Origin of the sequence: Brevibacillus brevis (assembly GCF_001039275.2) — a bacterium.
Lineage (GTDB): Bacteria > Bacillota > Bacilli > Brevibacillales > Brevibacillaceae > Brevibacillus > Brevibacillus brevis_C.
In genome coordinates this window covers 3,069,812-3,085,475 of record NZ_CP030117.1, presented here as the reverse complement: position 1 = coordinate 3,085,475, position 15,664 = coordinate 3,069,812, and the positions used below count along the sequence as shown (strand labels likewise).

The following is a 15,664-nucleotide window of genomic DNA, read 5'->3' as shown; positions in this document are numbered from 1 at the left end:
ATCATCCTCCTCCGACAAAATGAACGATTTCTATGCGATCTCCGTCTGCAATCGGTGTTTGTTCGTACGCTGAGCGGTCAATAATTTCACCATTTCGCTCCACGACGACAATCTTCTCTTGCAGGGAATAAGAAGCGAGCAAGGCCCGCACTGTCGTGATCTCTTCCGCCAACTCTACTTTTTTCCCATTCAGCTGAACAATCATTGATTACCTCCTTCTACTGGAAAAAAAACGGCTTCTCCCGCCTGCCTGAGTCGATTCAGACAAACAGAAGAAGCCGTATACCCATCCCATCTCACGGGACGAATGGCATAAAAAAACCATCCGCCTCGGATGGTTGAGTGAGATCTTATCATGCATGCACGCAAACAAGCATAGTTCCGCTCGGATGCGACACGTGATACTGATTCCAAATACCTCTTCCTCCGCTGGCATGACCCAGGTCAGGTTCAACGGTCAGTAACACACTCGTTACAATCTCAGCCAACGTTGCTTGGCTCCCGTTTGGTAGTAAAGCTATGCAATTGTCGTACATTCGAGTACTACAGTACCACTCTATTTCGTGTTTGTAAAGGCTTCCTTGTGCATCCTTTCCAGCTCAACGAGACAACGTTCTGCCCAAGCTGCCATTTTCGCCAGCTTTTCCATTTCTCTCTCCATCGCCTGACGCACAGATTCCTTGTAGTCTGGAATCGCGCCATTATAGCGAATGACCCCTTGGACAGGCGTCATGAATTTTTCCATGTAAGAGAGTGCTGGACGCTGGTGAAACAGCGGCACATCTACTTCGTAGGAAGAATGCAAATCGCCTTGCGTTGGGTATTTGGTCACTGCCAACACTTTTACCAGCAGCTTCGAATCGTGGATTTCCAATACTTCTGTAATATATTCACCCGTTCGCTGCGCAACACGAACGATATCTCCCGGATTCCAGTTCATCGCGGATTCCTCCTTTTATTATGGAATGTATTTACATTAGTGAGTCTTCCAGCAGTTTGCGAGCATGTAGCAATACTTCCTCCGCATCCACTACCGACTGACCGCCACCCTGTGCCATGGCAGGATTCCCCCCACCTTTTCCGTTAATAACCGGTAAGGTTTCTTTCAACACCTGATTGATGGCTACATTGACTTCCTGCCCACGAGCAAACACGACTTGCATTTTGTCTTCAGTAGTAGCTGCCAAGAGGCAAATTGCATCTGGCGCCAGAGCAGTAGCCAGTTGTGCGAACTGCTGAAGCTGTTGAATGGTTTTGTCTGTGAAGGTACGCATAATGAGGCGAGAATGACCGAGTTGGCTAGCAGCAGATAGTTGTTGATTCACTTCCACTTCCAAGAGCTGCTTATCCACTTCTGCCAATTTTGCCTTCAAGGCGTCGCGTTCTGCAAGGAGGCGTTCCGTCTGTGCGATCAGTTCCCCTTCATTGGTAGCGAGCAGCTTGGCCGTATCACGAACGACAGCTTGCTTTTGGTTGTAGTCCCGCAAAGCTCGCCAGCCACAGATGAATTCCAGACGAATGTTTCCGCGATGTCGCTCCCAGCCCAAGATCTTGATCATCCCGACTTCGCCCGTACTCGCTGGATGTGTCCCTCCGCATGGGTTGTAATCAAAATCAGGTATCATCACGACACGAATATTTTCAGTAACGGTCGGCTGTTTTTTCAAGGGCAGCGTTGCCAATTCCTCGTCATCAACGAACCGCGCAATGATGGGGTGGTTTTCCAGAACAATCTGATTCGCTCGCTTTTCTACCGTCTCCCATACATCTGCTGTCAACTCATCCAGTCGTACATCAATGGTGACACGTTCTTTACCCAAGTGAAAGGCAACGGTTTCCGCCTGCACGACTTCCAGGAAGGACGCGGATAAAATGTGTTGGCCAGCATGCTGCTGCATGTGATCGAAGCGGCGGTCCCAATCGATGTGACCCGTTACTTCCGCTATGCTTTCCGATAAGGGGGCTTCCAGTCGGTGACGAATTTCGCCATCTACCTCTTCCACATCTACTACACAAATCTCTCCCAATACGCCCAGATCAGAAGGCTGTCCGCCTCCAGTAGGGTAAAAAGCCGTTTGATTCAGTACCACGTAAGGTGTCCCATCTTGCTCAACACCAGTTCTCGTCACCTGGGCCGAAAACGTTCTCGTATAGGCATCCTGATAATAGAGTCTGTCGTCCATTGTTACTCCTCGCTGCATGGAACTGTGGTTCCAGCCTGATTCTCCCACTAGGGGGCAAAACGAAAAACGTATGTATAAAGATTAGCCAAACAAGTGATCCATTTGTTTTTCGCGCTCTTGGCGCTCCTCTGGGCTCGCCAGGTCATACTTTTTCAATAAATGAAACAGCTCGTTTAGACGCTCTTGGCTAAGTTCGCCATTCAACTGATTTTTGAATTGACTCACACGCAACTCTGACAGATGTGGAGCTTGTTCTGCCAGTTTTTTGAGTACGTCCTCATGGCTGTGATCCAATTTGCATTCTCCCATGATTTCTCCCCTTTTCCTTCCTGTCATCTTCATCATACCATGATTTTTCATTTGAAAAAAAGGCGTACAGCCCCCAATGGAATGTACGCCTGATGACTATGCACGCTTACGGACGCGAAAGTTCTCCTCGATCAACAGCCAGTTTTGCGGAAATGGCAAACCGAGTTTCCAGTAGCTGACGCCTCTCAAACCGAGTTGTTTAACCAGATTGAACTTGGCTTGAATCGATCGTGCATCCTCAAACCACACCTGATGTTGCTTGCCTTGATCATCAGTGTACGTAAAAAACGGAGCCTGTGCGCGATAGTCATACCGGATCACTGCATTATGCTGCGCAGCCAGAGCAATGGCTGCTTGCGGACTCAGAGCTTTCGCTGTCGTTCCTCGCTCGTACGGTAAGGTCCAGTCGTATCCGTACAGATTTTGGCCCATCAAAATTTTCTCGGCTGGCATTTCGGTAATGGCGTACTGCAAGACACGCCGCACCGGTCCGATTGGAGAAACCGCCATGGGAGGACCACCACTATAGCCCCATTCATACGTCATGATCACGACAAAATCGGCAAGCGCTCCTATCGCTTTGTAATCATGGGCGGAATACCATTTGCCTGCTTGCTCGGCACTCGTCTTCGGTGCGAGCGCAACAGACATCATCAATCCTGCTGCATGTATACGGTCCCTTGCTTTTCGCAAGAAGTTCGCGTACGCTTCTGCACCTGTTGTGGGCAATGCTTCCAGATCAAAATGGATATCCCCCATTCCCAGCTCACGGGCGGTCGCGAGAATATTATCCAACAATTTGTTCTGGAGCTCTTGATCGTTCAGGATGAGTGCGCCCAATTCCGTACTGAACTGACCTTTTTCCAAATTCGTCACGACCATCATAAGTAGGACCTGGTTTTCTTTTGCGATCGCCGGAAAGTTGTTCAGATTTGGTCGTTGGAGGGTTCCATCCCGTTTAATACGAAAGCTGAACGGCGCCAAATACGTAAGATGAGGGGCAGCCGTTCGGACATCCGCTTCCATCGCTGGTGGGACAGTGCGACGCGGTTCCACATACGCATTGAAATCAGCCGCTCGTCTAGGGCGAGGCGGGATGTAGAGCTTTTGCCCGACTTGTAGCGGTTTATAGGGAGAAATCCCATTGACGCGAGCAAGCTCTGCTGCGCTGATCTGGTTACGCTGACCAATCGTATACAACGTATCTCCTTGTTTAACCCAATAGTAGCTACCTACAATCGGGATCACCATCGCCTGCCCAGTTGCCAGCTTATTCGGATCTGGCAGTTCATTAGCCTTGTTGATCGCTTCCGGCGTTGTGCCGTACGTCTCGGCGATGCTTGCTAAGGTTTGTCCTTCTTCCACCACGTGGATTTGCATACGCCTCCTCCTTCGCATTTCTTCTCTCTCTGTCATATTCAAGGCGAAGGAATTAGGTGTATGTCTAGGCCAGAGGTTTCAATACATCGTATAAAAATCCAACGGACTGGATGGCATAATGGCATTCCAACAATTCATTTCTGTGAAAAATAAGCAAGGCGGGAACGCTGGTCACTTGCCATTGTTCTGCCAATGCAGGCGCCGTATTAATGTTGATCTGATACAGAGGAACGGTAGGCCATGTTTCTTGCATGATGCCGAGCATGCGTGCTGCTAGCTTGCAGGTCCCACACATCGGTGTATAGACAAAAAGAGCGACCGATTCTTTTTCTTGCAGGTATTGGATCAGTTCTGTTGAGGTTAGTTCTTGCAAGTCGTATCTCTCCTTTCTGCACATTGGACATGATGCAGGATCTAAACAACCTTTTTCTCTTTCGCAAACAAAAAAACGACAGCAACCAACCATAAGGTAGCACTGTCCATTTGGTACTCTTATACAATTATAGAACAAAGCTAACCACTACTCTACGACTCATTGCTTGATTGTAGTTGGGGCGGCATTTACACATACTTCATCTTGTCTATATTTTGTATTTTTATAAAAGTCATCGATATTTATTAATGGAAGCCAATATAATGGGTTATCTTTCAATATCCCCTCTAAAGCTAGTATAATACCAGAGCTCCCTGTTTGAAAGTCATCAGACAAACGATAACAAAACTGCCCTGGAAATAAAATATGATTTTCCTTAGGAATTAAAAATAAACGTAACAATTCTATTACACAATCTTTTTTGTTTGTGTACTCAGAATCACTTTTTCCTAGTAGAGGCGGTATCATCAAAAAGCTTCCAGCGCCATCGTAAAGCCCCCCACTAAAGCTACATCTAACACGATATAAATTCGTAATTAAGCTCAATTCTCTTTGGTAACGTTTTTTATCACTAACATGATTTAGGTAAACGATTGCTATTCCTATACCTACCGATCCCCCTGAAAGGTAAGGTAATAAACGATTGGAGTCATCAATCGTTTGCAATGTGCTTTTGTCTTCTTTTGTTTTTTCTAAATCTTTATCAATGCATTCAATAGATTTTAGGTAATAACTTTCCTTTTTGGTGACTGCATACAAAGCCGAGTAAAACAACGAGACTCCAGACCAACCATCCATTATACCGATTGGAATCCCGGCCCAATCCTGAACTTTTAACTCTTTCTTCTCGCTCATAAAAGTATCAATGATACTAGCGACAAATATTGCTTTTTCTAGAAAACGTTCATCTTGTTCTTCTAAATAAAGACTAACTAAACCAAGACCTATTCCTGACAATCCTGACCTTAATGATATATCAGACGAATTAAGATTCATGTTTGCAAAGATGTTTATTGCTTCTTTTTTATAACCGATTTCATATAATGTTGTCCCTATGCCTACTTTCCCTGTTAATAATCCACCTTGTTCAATAGAATCGATATTTCTCATTAATTCATTTTCAATCCAATGGCTTATAATCTCACTCACAGTACCAGATCTAAAAAATGCTAGTGCAGCTCCAGTGCCCCCATTTTGTACATTGTATTTCCCAGCTTTGCTTTCAAATTGCCTGATATCGCCATGAATTAATTTTTCGCTACGAACAAAATTTTTCTCAATACCATTTCTGAGACCTTCTATAATGGAGGGAATATCCTTTTTCATCGCATTTTTATAAATGGCCTGCAACCTATTCTCTTCTCCTATAAACGATAAATGCTGATTACATTTTTCCGTTATCATTTCTACAAATAGTAGAAAATCCTCTCCATAAACTTTTTCAATCCATTGATCTTGATAAGCATACATACCGGAATCAATATCCTCGATTGGTCCAATTGGCAATAAACAATATCGCAGAATTTTCTTTATTGCATACCAGTCCCTCTCTCCGTTATTTTTATTACGTGGATGGGAGAATCCGCATGTTATCAGTGTAGGCTTTCCTTCCAAATCCTTAGGTCGTGCTGTTTCAAAGTCAATCAGAGTAACGTCTAAATCTTCGGATATGATGATATTTGCTGGTTGTAAATCTCCCATTCCTACACCATTTTTATGCATTTCTTCAACAATAGACACCAATTTAGTAAGAATATTATGTATTTTGTTCTTGTAGACTTTGATATCACCATTATTAATAAAAGGGTAGTTCGCTACAATCCAGGATTCTAAGTCAATTCCATCCACATACTCTTCCACAAGAAAACTATGTTTCCAATGTGTAAAGTAATCTAGTATATTTACAATTCCATCTACTTTCGATAGCTTTGATAACGCATCAAGTTCCATTTTTTGTCTTTCTAATGCATCAACTTTTTGACCATCCAATCCTGATTTTGGCCTTGCTTCTTTAATAATGACTTTCTTTTTATCTTTCTTCCTTTCTGTCACATAGATTCCTCCACCATTCGTAAAGCGAAGTGCACTTTGAAATTCGTATTCTTCAAATTTATTATTTTCTACTTCAGCCTCAATAGATGTGGTGTTTAAAGAATCTAAATACTGATCAAATTCTTTAACAAAAGAAGGTACTTTATAGTAAGGAACCCTTTCGTCTACAAGCAATTCACCATTTTCATCTTTCATGCACAATTCGCCTTGTTCGTTGAATATCATTGCAAATCCGCCATACCTATAGTAAACATTGCTGTTTTTCCAACATTTGTCACTCAGAATGTATGGACCACTCTCAAAAGAATGAAGAGTGGTATATAGTAGATCTAATAAATTTAAAAAATCATCGTCACTAGGAGGATAGATCGTAATAAACTTTCCCGAACTTGCTCTATTTGCGGTCTTTGAGTTTGTAGTAAGATAATCCCATTCGCTTGCAAGATGTTTGAAATGGACTTTACGTTCAACCAATATATTACTGACTTTCTGTAAAATCTGTTCGGCATTATCAAGTGTTGCACTAATATGGATTTTCCAGCCTTGAGCTTGCAAGGATTGTTCTTTAAACATGTACATTTTCCATACGGAATTTTCTTCCTTGCTCACTACACAATCATCTGATAAATTTGTCACATTAAATTCTCTCTCAGTAACGCTTGATTTGTTAGGAGTGAAATATTTCGAGTTTTCATTTAAATAATCATAATAAACCATGTTTGCCTTCATGATATACGCTCCTCTCATAAATGATTTATGTACCTCTCCCAATCATTTGTAAGCTACATCTTATTTATTCGTCTCAATCAAAAGGACCTAGTTGAAGTTACCCTTCAACTAGGTCTTCTCTGAAGAAGCACTTAACAACCATTACCCCCATGGCCAATGGCAAATGTTACTATACAATGACCACCTAGCAGCTGCTTCACTTGCCTCGTTTTGAGGAAGTTTTTGTAAATTCAGTACTTGATTCATTATCATTCACCTCCTTCCAAAATTTAGATGAAATGTCGTGACTATTATAAAGCTTGTACTATATTAATGCTCCGCTCTTCATCGCGAACTAAAATTCTAACCACCTTTAAATCGAATCCATATTACATATTTTAACAATAAGTGGATATTATTGTCAAATGAATTCGAAATCTGCGATATATTCAGTAAATTTCCCAAATAGCTGATGATACCAGATTCTTGGAGAGTCACCTCTACTGAGTTTTTCATCTTTTATTTGGGGAAGAGAAGCCTACGAAAAAAAGTAGACTACAAGAAATAGTTGATGTAGTCTACTTTCTCTTTCAACCTCAACGCTTAACGCGCAATCGTTGTATGAGCCAACTCCTCTGTCACGGTACAGACCGCACTCGAATCCCAGCTACCCTTGCCTTGTGCTTTCGCTGCCTCATACATTTGCGCAACCGTTCCTCCAACGAGAACAGGCACTTGCTGTTCACGTGCGGTTTGCGCATAGAGCTGCAAATCTTTGTGCATATGATCCAAGGAAAAGACTGTATTTTCATACGTACCATACAAGATGTTAGGCCCAAAAACAGAGAGCACACGATTGTGGGCAGAGCCTTTGTCCATGACTGCTGCCAGCTTGTGTGGATCAACACCTGCTTTTGCCCCGACACTGAACGCCTCGCCCAACGCTGCTGTGATGACGGCAACGACTGAGTTGTGACAAAGCTTCGCAACTTGTGCGGCGCCGGATTCCCCCAGATAAAAAATTTCCTTTCCAATTGCCCTGAGATAGTCCATGATTTCTGGAAGCTTGGCCTCATCACCGCCGACCATAATGGTCAACGTTCCAGCAGCAGAACCCGCAGGTCCTCCACTCACCGGACAATCGTAGTAGTAGATCCCTTTTTCTACGCCGTGCTGATTCAGACGTTTTGCTGTAGCAGGATCGATCGTACTTGTATCAAACACGAAACTGCCCGCCCCTAATGATAAGAAAAGTCCGTCCGTACCCAGCATGACTTCCTCAACAATCGCAGGACCTGGAAGCGAAGTGAAAACGACACGTGCTACGCTACCCACTGCCCGTGGAGACTCGACGACTATCGCTCCTTTTTCCTTCGCCCAGGCTTTTGCTGCCGGACTTGGATCATAGGCATACACGTGGTAGCCTTTTTGCAATAGATTACAGACCATCCCTTTACCCATTGCACCAATGCCGATTACACCAATCGCTTCCATCTTCGCTCCTCCTGCTTTCCCTATACTTATGGTCGAATATAAACGGTTTTTGTCTCGACGTAAAAATCGAGCGCTGACTCCCCTTGCTCTCTCGGCCCCAATCCCGATATCTTTTTGCCACCAAACGGAAACTGTGATTCAAAATGAGTCGACGGCATATTGACATGCGTGACACCTGACTGAATGCCTTTGACAAATTGGAAAGCTTTTTGCAAATCGTTCGTAAAAATCGTGGAGGATAAACCAAATTCCACCTGGTTAGCCACTTGCATAGCATGTTCGAAAGAATCCACATCGATCACAGCGATCACAGGGCCAAAAATTTCTTCGTTGGCAATCGTCATCTCCTGTGTAATGCCGGTAAATACCGTCGGTGCGACGAAGTAGCCCTGGGCGAGATCACCTTCTACCAGGCGCTTACCCCCACATTCCAGTACGCCACCTTCTTCGATCCCCTTTTGTACATAATGGAGATACAAATTAAGCTGATGCTCGTCCACTACTGGACCGTTATGATTCTCTGGATCAAAACCATTTCCGACTTTCAAGCTCTTCGCTCGCTCGATCAGTTTTGCTTTTACTTGTTCGGCTACTTCGGGAACGACCAATACGCGACTGGTCCCCGTACAACGTTGCCCATTATCGAAGAATCCACTTAGTACGATGGAATCGATAGCGAGGTCAATATCAGCGTCCGCGAGAATGATCGCCGGATTTTTCCCACCCATCTCCGCCTGAATTTTGCCCCCTCTGGCTCCAACTGCTCTCCCCAAGGCAAGTCCTACTTCAGAAGAACCGGTAAAGGAAATGCCTTTGACCAGTGGATGATTCGCCAATTCATCACCAATTACCGCACCCGGTCCTGTTACCAAATTCACTACACCACCCGGTACGCCGCTCTCAATCAGGAGCTCTACCAGCTTTACGCTAATCAAGGAGGTGTTGCTTGCTGGCTTGAACACAACCGTATTGCCTGCGAGGATAGCTGGGACAATCTTCCACAAGCCAATCCCCAATGGAAAATTCCAAGGCGCAATAATCGCGAAAACCCCGATTGGCTCTCGCACCGTGTAACCAATTACTCGTTCATCAAAGGAAGGCACCGTTTGACCTGTCAGGCGAGTGGCTTCCCCAGTCAACTGCTTCATGGAAGTGATTGTCTTGGTGACCTCGCCTCTCGCTTCCCGCAAAGTTTTTCCGACTTCGCGGGTAATCGTTTCTGCGAGGTCTTCTTTGTGTTTTTCCAATAAGTGAATGAGGGAGAACAAGAATTCTCCGCGTGAGGGAGCCGATTTTTGCGACCATTCACCAAAAGCATTGGCAGCAGCTTCAATGGCAGAACGCGCATCCAGCCCGTCCGATTTTTGAAAATAACCGAGAACCTCATTCGTATTGGCAGGGTTCGTACTAGGGAAAACTTGCCCAGTATGGCTCGTCACCCAAGCGCCATCGATGTAATTATTGTAGGTTGCTGTCAAATCGTCTCCCACCTTCCGTATCTTATAGGAGTATTGTATATAGCAAAAATTATGAATACAATGTATATACAGACACTTATTTCCAACTATAAATGTGTATTTCTCTACATGGAGGACACGTGGATGAATTCATTTTCGCTCCTGCTTCAAAAGCTGCACGAATGGTTTGGTGATCAGCCATTTTCGATCTGGTTCCAATTTTCGCGTGATCGACATTTTCGGCTTATTTTTTCCTCTTTCCATGAAACCGCTGCCACAAATATTCCCCCTACGACAGTACCTCGCTGTGACGGCGATGCTAGCCACATGCGTTATACATATGAGTCTCTTCCCTCCCAACAGATGTACCGTTTTTTCTACGAAAAGGAAGGACAAGCTGTTATTTGCCTTGCACATAAAGCAAACCAATCAGTCATCCTTACCTCTGACCAACGGGAACTACTGTGGTTCGGGATTCACCTGTTGTTGGCAGAAGAAAAAATGACTGCCAAAGCGGAGGAAAGCAAGAAGCTCTTTGAAGGGATTCGCTCCATATCTGCAACCCTCGACGTTCACCAAATCATCCGTGGCATCATTGGTAACGCACTGGCTGTTATCCCGGCAGCTGATGCAGGTCTTTTGCACTTGTATGATCCCACTATCGACCGATTGATCCCGAAAGCGACCGTCGGTTTTCATGATACGGTGTTCAAGGATCTCAAAATGCGGGTGGGCGAATCCATCGCGGGCAAAGTGTTTGAAGACGGTATCCCGCGCATGTACAAAACCAGTCAAGAAACAACCTACGCGATGAAGGACATCTCCGCTGACAACTTTCACTCCCTGAACCACGCAAAAACATTGCGAGACTTGAATGGATTGCTATGCGTTCCAATATCACGTGAAGAAAAGCGTATCGGCGTGCTGGTTCTGCATCAGTTTTATCAGGAAAATGTGTTTACGGAGTACGACCTCGACCTCCTCCAAGGCTTCGCAGACCAAACTTCCATTGCCCTGCAAAATGCCGAACTCTATGCAGAAGTCAAGCGAGCGTATGAACATATGGCTGCCATGAGTGCCCAACTGCAAGCTAAGCATGATGATTTGATACAGCGCAACCAGATCCATGAATCGATCAAGCAGTTGTCCCTGCAAAATAAAGGGGCAGAAACAATCGTAAAGACCCTCAGCAAAATGACAGGCCATTCCATCTATTTTGCCGATTGGCTTGAGCAGAAAATGTATCCGGAAAAGAGTGTTTTATTTTTTAGCTGGGATGAACTGTATTCATTGCTGAACAAAAGAAGACAGCCTGTTTCCGTCAGCCTGTTCTCTCCCGCTACTGGTGACGATCAACTGTTTTGTTTGTATCCACTAATCAATGGGAGCATCTTTCTCGGATGTCTCATGATTCCCTTAGATGAATGCGGGCTATCTGATCTTGCACGAATGACGGTCGAGCAAGGGCGTGCTGTGCTCATACTCGATTTGGTGAAAAAGCAATCGATCAGCTCCGTGCTGTACAAGCGAGCACACGATCTTTTTCAAGAACTGATTGCAAGCAAAGGCAATGAACTGGTTGACCGCGCCCGTTCGATGGGGTTACAGCCGCAAGCAAAATACTACGTAGTTTATGCCCATCTGACGCAGTGCCACGATCTGGCTTTGCTAGAAGCAAACATTCATCGGCTCATTACCCGTTGGAAATGGGAGTTCAGTAAAACTCAGATGTTTGTCTACGGATTCCATAACCATGTCACGCTTCTTATCCGATCTCTCGGGTCCCGAGATGGCAAGGACATCCGGGAGAGGCTACAACAGGCGTCCTATGAGTGGGAACTTGGCAAGGAAGCATCGTTATCGATTGGTGTTGGAAGTATGGCAAGCGGGATTGAGCAAATCAGCAAAAGCTACGAAGAAGCCAAGAAAGCCGCTCACTACTTGACCAACCGCAGCCGTTATGGTGTGGTGCACTACAAAGACCTGGGCGTCAATCGCCTCATGCTGAACCAGAGTCAGGCCGATATTGATGCATTCATTCAAGATGTGTTTGCGCCATTCTGGCAAGACCCGGAAAAATATCAGGAATGGGAACAGACGATCATGACCTATATGAAATACAGTCAATCCCCTCAACTCACCGCCAAGGAGCTGCACATTCACGTCAATACGTTGTATCAGAGATTGCGCAAAGTCGAGGAGCTTCTTCATATCGATTTGCGCAATCCGGAAGACTTGCTGAAATTACAGCTCGCTTGTCATTTGCGCCAGGAAGGATGAATCGAAAAAGGCAGGGGTAGCATTGGACAGAAAAAAGTCTTGGGCTACCTTTTGTTTACCATAATGAAATTATGTAAATAATGAAATTTCCCTTGTAATATTTGGATACTCATCCATAATGAACATGAGGGCAACAGACAACAAACACCCCAGAGATTCGCGCCCTACTCTAGGTAAAGGAGTGATGATGTTTTGGATTCGCAAAAACAAATGGAAAAGCATATGAGAGGTTCCAAACGATAATTTCATCCCTTCTCTCATATGCTATGGGAGGAAATGAACGAAATGTTTGCTCAAAAAATGGTTCAAGGAACGGAACTCACAACTGATAGCTTCCATAGCGCGACCGATCTGTTTGAAGCGTTGAAGCATCATGTATCCGTCAAAGGCGTTATTGCAGGTGTGATTCCCGGTAGAATATTCCTGTCAAATGACGCGAGATCAGCCTTGTTGACAAGCCCCCAAGGTATTTTTCTAGGAGGCAGTGTTGATAATCCGCTCTTCTTTGTAGAAGTAAATGCATTGCTAAAAGAGGAGATTTTACCGCAGCTTGCTGCTGATGAACAGCTTGACTACGTCCTGTTTTATCCTACGGATGAGAAGTGGGATGACATTCTCGATATCGTGATGAAAGATCTATTTCCCATGCGAAGTGGACGAATGATCTTTACTCACCATTTACAGGATCTGTTCCCTCCTGTTGACAATCATATTGTCCCGATAGACAGCACCTTTTTGAAGTGTAAAGAATGGATAGGTATTGAGGATGTTCTTGATGAAATAGCAGAGAACTGGCCATCCATTGAAGCCTATGAAGACAAAGGCTTCGGTTGTGCCGCAATTCAAGATACCGATGAGGGGCCTACCATTATTAGTTGGTGCATGACGGATTGGGTAGTAGAAGACGAATGTGAATTGGGTATTGAAACCGATGAGGATTATCGAGGTAACGGATGGGCTCGAAAGACAGCATTGGGTGCTCTCTCACTCGCCAAACAACGCGGAATCAAAAAAGTGGGATGGCAGTGCTGGTCAAATAATATAGGTTCACAGCGAACAGCCTTGTCTGTCGGTTTCGAGTTGCTCGCGGATTTCCCGGTTCTGTTCGGATGGAACCTTCCTTTAAACAATTTCCTTGTCAACGGCAACCACTATATGCGAGGCGACCTGAAATATGGCGTGGAAAAAGACTACCCCCGTTCCGGATGGAGTTATGCCCAAGCACTTGATAAAGGCTGGGATTGGGATGGCGATCCGGCCTTGTATTGGAATGCTGCTTGCATGTTCTATCTCAGTGGTGAAGAGGACCGTGCTAGGCATTACTACAAAAAGGCTATCGAGTACGGCTGGGTAAGCATTCACCACCCGCATTATCATGATTATGTGTACAGAGAACCGGACAGCGAGCAGATCGCTCGTGTTCTTGCTGAATCCGTACGATAATGGAAACGGCCGCCGTTTATCGGCGGCTTTTTGCTGAGCTCATCCATTTTCCCTCTCGTTCTCTGCCTTTGAATGAAAAAGAAATGGCTTGCCGTTCAAGTAGTTTTTGATCATTGGTATTGCATAGGGCTGTTCTTCTTTTAGCCCCTCAGTTTCTCTGGGGTCAGGAGCATGGTGGCTATAATTTTCAATCATGACCATCACCGCGAAGCTCTCTAGTGAAGGAAGCCAGTCCCCGTCTAGTTTCCGAAAACTCTCGTAGCCTTTTATGACTAGCTCTCTTTGTGCAGGATATAAACCCAAAATGGTATGGGCGATATCATAAAGATAGTGACCAAACCCACATCTTCCAAAATCAATCGGATGAGGATCTCCGTTGTGAAACACGATGTTGCCTTGGTGCAGATCGCCGTGAATGATTCCATAGTGGCTGCTATTCTTGTCCAATTTGGCGAGACAAGTGAGTATTTTATCCGCCGCCAATTCATATAGCTCGAATTCTTCGTCTGTCAGAAACCGTTGGTAATGCTCCGTCAATCTAGCCATGGCCTCCTTGAAGCTATCCTCTCCCCAGATCGGACGTGTAAATTCAGGGGGAAATTGGAAATCCTGAGATACGGTATGCAGCTTTGCTAACAGGACGCCCTCTTTGTAAACTTGGTCTTCCGAAAGCTCTTCATCTGCATGCTCCCCTGCGACCCAACGCATGACGGATACGAATACACAGTCACCATTCGCAAGATCGATGCTCACTGTCTTGGAACCATTGCGGCACTCAATTCCCGTTGGAATCGCTATCTCTATTTTTTCATGCAAATAGCTGAGCCAAGCAAGCTCGGAATCAATTTCATTTCTGTTCTTGTTTCCATGTATGCGGAGTAAATAGGTACCATCCTTCTCTGTTTCGATCACAAACGTGCAAGTATCGGATAGTTGATTGAAACGAAGCCGTTCCCCATCCAAGTCGTATTCGTGCATCGCCCTTTGTGCGATTTGCTGCGACTGGGCCACTACCTTCTCGATGTCATCTTCAGACTCCAACTGAAATAACCTCGTCATGCGAATCCCCCTATCCACTATATGGATCATATGCTTACATTCGTTTGATTTCCGCCATACTCCTCTTTCCTTTTTTTCGCTTGACTCCAACCTAAGGTCAGACTGCAAACTCAACTTCAGGAGGTGAATCGCCATGTTGTATACCGTTAACGAGGTAGCCAAACTGTCTGGTACCACAATCAAAACACTGTATCATTATCAAAAGATTGGCTTGCTGATGCCCAAAGTCGTTACAGAAAATGGATACAGATATTATGGTGAGAATGAACTCAAGCGGTTACAACAAATCTTGTTTTATCGTGAGCTTGATTTTCCGTTGGACAGCGTTAAAGCTGCACTCGATCACGAACCAGACAGACTTCGTTGTTTAGGTGAGCAGCAAGCGATGTTAAAGGCACGCCAGCTTCGATTGGAGCGCATCTTGCTTACTTTAGAAGAAACGATTCGACACGAAAGGAAGAGAGGAAATATGTCCACTGAGAACATGTTTGATGGATTGAACGAGGAAGAATGGAAACAGGCATTCATTCAACAAAATGAGCATTTGCTGGAAGCGTACGATTTTCAATTGGATACAGAGAATCTGGACGTGGCTTCCATGAATGAAAAAGCTACTGAAGCGACTGCTTTCATGACGTCTATGGCAGCGGCGTTGAAAAACAACAAAAGAGTCGACGATGAAGCAGTAGTTTCTGCGATCGAAAACCACCTTGCTTTTTTACAAAAAGACCATCCGATTGATGCGAGAGCTTTTGCCGAGCAGTCAAGGTTTTTCCTGTCAGATGAGTTCCACCGCACTATGTTGGAAGAACAGCAAACGGGATTAAGCTACTACATTTGCATTGCTGCCGAAAATTACGCATCCAAGTAAAGTGTAGGTAAACGATCGTTTAACACTTAAACCGGGTGAGCTGCAACTCCCCGGT

At 44.8% G+C, this 15,664-nt stretch carries 14 protein-coding genes and 1 riboswitch; of the genes, 3 read left to right on the top strand and 11 right to left on the bottom strand.

Annotated elements, in window-relative coordinates:
* Nucleotide 1 precedes the first annotated feature (1 nt).
* The 10 genes from thiS to AB432_RS15235 form a co-directional block, all read right to left on the bottom strand.
* Nucleotides 2-205 (bottom strand): sulfur carrier protein ThiS, encoded by a 204-nt coding sequence (gene thiS / locus AB432_RS15275; RefSeq protein ID WP_007729348.1) that lies wholly within the window; start codon nucleotides 203-205, stop codon nucleotides 2-4.
* Between the two features lie 199 nt (nucleotides 206-404).
* A riboswitch (TPP riboswitch) is annotated at nucleotides 405-515 on the bottom strand.
* A gap of 41 nt (nucleotides 516-556) precedes the next feature.
* The gene (locus AB432_RS15270) at nucleotides 557-940 is read right to left on the bottom strand and encodes a kinase-associated lipoprotein KapB (protein ID WP_048033004.1); all 384 of its coding nucleotides are present in this window, start codon (nucleotides 938-940) and stop codon (nucleotides 557-559) included.
* A 31-nt stretch (nucleotides 941-971) separates the two neighbouring features.
* A complete protein-coding gene (locus AB432_RS15265) occupies nucleotides 972-2,183 on the bottom strand; it encodes a serine-tRNA(Ala) deacylase AlaX (protein ID WP_053079582.1) in 1,212 nt (403 codons plus the stop codon).
* A gap of 81 nt (nucleotides 2,184-2,264) precedes the next feature.
* Nucleotides 2,265-2,492, bottom strand: coding sequence for a hypothetical protein (locus AB432_RS15260; RefSeq protein ID WP_041749457.1), 228 nt, complete (start codon nucleotides 2,490-2,492; stop codon nucleotides 2,265-2,267).
* Nucleotides 2,493-2,588: 96 nt separating this feature from the next.
* Nucleotides 2,589-3,872 carry a glycoside hydrolase family 18 protein gene (locus AB432_RS15255; protein WP_048033002.1) on the bottom strand — a complete coding sequence of 428 codons (1,284 nt, stop codon included), beginning with the start codon at nucleotides 3,870-3,872 and terminating at the stop codon, nucleotides 2,589-2,591.
* 64 nt (nucleotides 3,873-3,936) lie between these two features.
* Nucleotides 3,937-4,245, bottom strand: coding sequence for a thioredoxin family protein (locus AB432_RS15250; RefSeq protein WP_048033001.1), 309 nt, complete (start codon nucleotides 4,243-4,245; stop codon nucleotides 3,937-3,939).
* A 159-nt stretch (nucleotides 4,246-4,404) separates the two neighbouring features.
* Entirely contained in the window at nucleotides 4,405-7,026 is a 2,622-nt protein-coding gene (lanKC, locus tag AB432_RS15245; RefSeq protein WP_048033000.1) for a class III lanthionine synthetase LanKC, read from the bottom strand.
* A 141-nt stretch (nucleotides 7,027-7,167) separates the two neighbouring features.
* Nucleotides 7,168-7,272, bottom strand: a complete 105-nt coding sequence (locus tag AB432_RS31510) for a class III lanthipeptide (protein ID WP_201265926.1) — start codon at nucleotides 7,270-7,272, stop codon at nucleotides 7,168-7,170.
* Nucleotides 7,273-7,608: 336 nt separating this feature from the next.
* Complete coding sequence (locus tag AB432_RS15240; protein WP_048032999.1) at nucleotides 7,609-8,499, bottom strand: NAD(P)-dependent oxidoreductase; 891 nt, start codon at nucleotides 8,497-8,499, stop codon at nucleotides 7,609-7,611.
* 26 nt (nucleotides 8,500-8,525) lie between these two features.
* Nucleotides 8,526-9,977 (bottom strand): aldehyde dehydrogenase family protein, encoded by a 1,452-nt coding sequence (locus tag AB432_RS15235; RefSeq protein WP_235617703.1) that lies wholly within the window; start codon nucleotides 9,975-9,977, stop codon nucleotides 8,526-8,528.
* A 123-nt stretch (nucleotides 9,978-10,100) separates the two neighbouring features.
* Between AB432_RS15235 and AB432_RS15230 the strand changes: the two genes are divergently transcribed.
* Nucleotides 10,101-12,236: a helix-turn-helix domain-containing protein gene (locus AB432_RS15230; RefSeq protein ID WP_048032997.1), complete on the top strand. Its 2,136-nt coding sequence runs from the start codon at nucleotides 10,101-10,103 to the stop codon at nucleotides 12,234-12,236.
* 261 nt (nucleotides 12,237-12,497) lie between these two features.
* Nucleotides 12,498-13,679, top strand: coding sequence for a GNAT family N-acetyltransferase (locus tag AB432_RS15225; RefSeq protein WP_327377900.1), 1,182 nt, complete (start codon nucleotides 12,498-12,500; stop codon nucleotides 13,677-13,679).
* 39 nt (nucleotides 13,680-13,718) lie between these two features.
* On the opposite strand, the gene AB432_RS15220 is transcribed toward AB432_RS15225, so the two are convergent.
* The gene (locus AB432_RS15220; protein ID WP_048032995.1) at nucleotides 13,719-14,738 is read right to left on the bottom strand and encodes a phosphotransferase enzyme family protein; all 1,020 of its coding nucleotides are present in this window, start codon (nucleotides 14,736-14,738) and stop codon (nucleotides 13,719-13,721) included.
* A gap of 133 nt (nucleotides 14,739-14,871) precedes the next feature.
* Between AB432_RS15220 and AB432_RS15215 the strand changes: the two genes are divergently transcribed.
* Nucleotides 14,872-15,609 carry a MerR family transcriptional regulator gene (locus AB432_RS15215; RefSeq protein ID WP_048032994.1) on the top strand — a complete coding sequence of 246 codons (738 nt, stop codon included), beginning with the start codon at nucleotides 14,872-14,874 and terminating at the stop codon, nucleotides 15,607-15,609.
* Nucleotides 15,610-15,664 lie beyond the last annotated feature (55 nt).

Bases quoted from the DNA above. Each gene is read 5' to 3' on its own strand.
- AB432_RS15270 (WP_048033004.1), bottom strand. From the start codon at position 940: ATGAACTGGAATCCGGGAGATATCGTTCGTGTTGCGCAGCGAACGGGT.
- AB432_RS15225 (WP_327377900.1), top strand. From the start codon at position 12,498: ATGCTATGGGAGGAAATGAACGAAATGTTTGCTCAAAAAATGGTTCAA.
- AB432_RS15215 (WP_048032994.1), top strand. From the start codon at position 14,872: ATGTTGTATACCGTTAACGAGGTAGCCAAACTGTCTGGTACCACAATC.
- lanKC (WP_048033000.1), bottom strand. From the start codon at position 7,026: ATGAAGGCAAACATGGTTTATTATGATTATTTAAATGAAAACTCGAAA.
- AB432_RS15265 (WP_053079582.1), bottom strand. From the start codon at position 2,183: ATGGACGACAGACTCTATTATCAGGATGCCTATACGAGAACGTTTTCG.
- AB432_RS15230 (WP_048032997.1), top strand. From the start codon at position 10,101: ATGAATTCATTTTCGCTCCTGCTTCAAAAGCTGCACGAATGGTTTGGT.
- AB432_RS15255 (WP_048033002.1), bottom strand. From the start codon at position 3,872: ATGCAAATCCACGTGGTGGAAGAAGGACAAACCTTAGCAAGCATCGCC.
- AB432_RS15220 (WP_048032995.1), bottom strand. From the start codon at position 14,738: ATGACGAGGTTATTTCAGTTGGAGTCTGAAGATGACATCGAGAAGGTA.
- thiS (WP_007729348.1), bottom strand. From the start codon at position 205: ATGATTGTTCAGCTGAATGGGAAAAAAGTAGAGTTGGCGGAAGAGATC.
- AB432_RS15240 (WP_048032999.1), bottom strand. From the start codon at position 8,499: ATGGAAGCGATTGGTGTAATCGGCATTGGTGCAATGGGTAAAGGGATG.
- AB432_RS31510 (WP_201265926.1), bottom strand. From the start codon at position 7,272: ATGAATCAAGTACTGAATTTACAAAAACTTCCTCAAAACGAGGCAAGT.
- AB432_RS15260 (WP_041749457.1), bottom strand. From the start codon at position 2,492: ATGGGAGAATGCAAATTGGATCACAGCCATGAGGACGTACTCAAAAAA.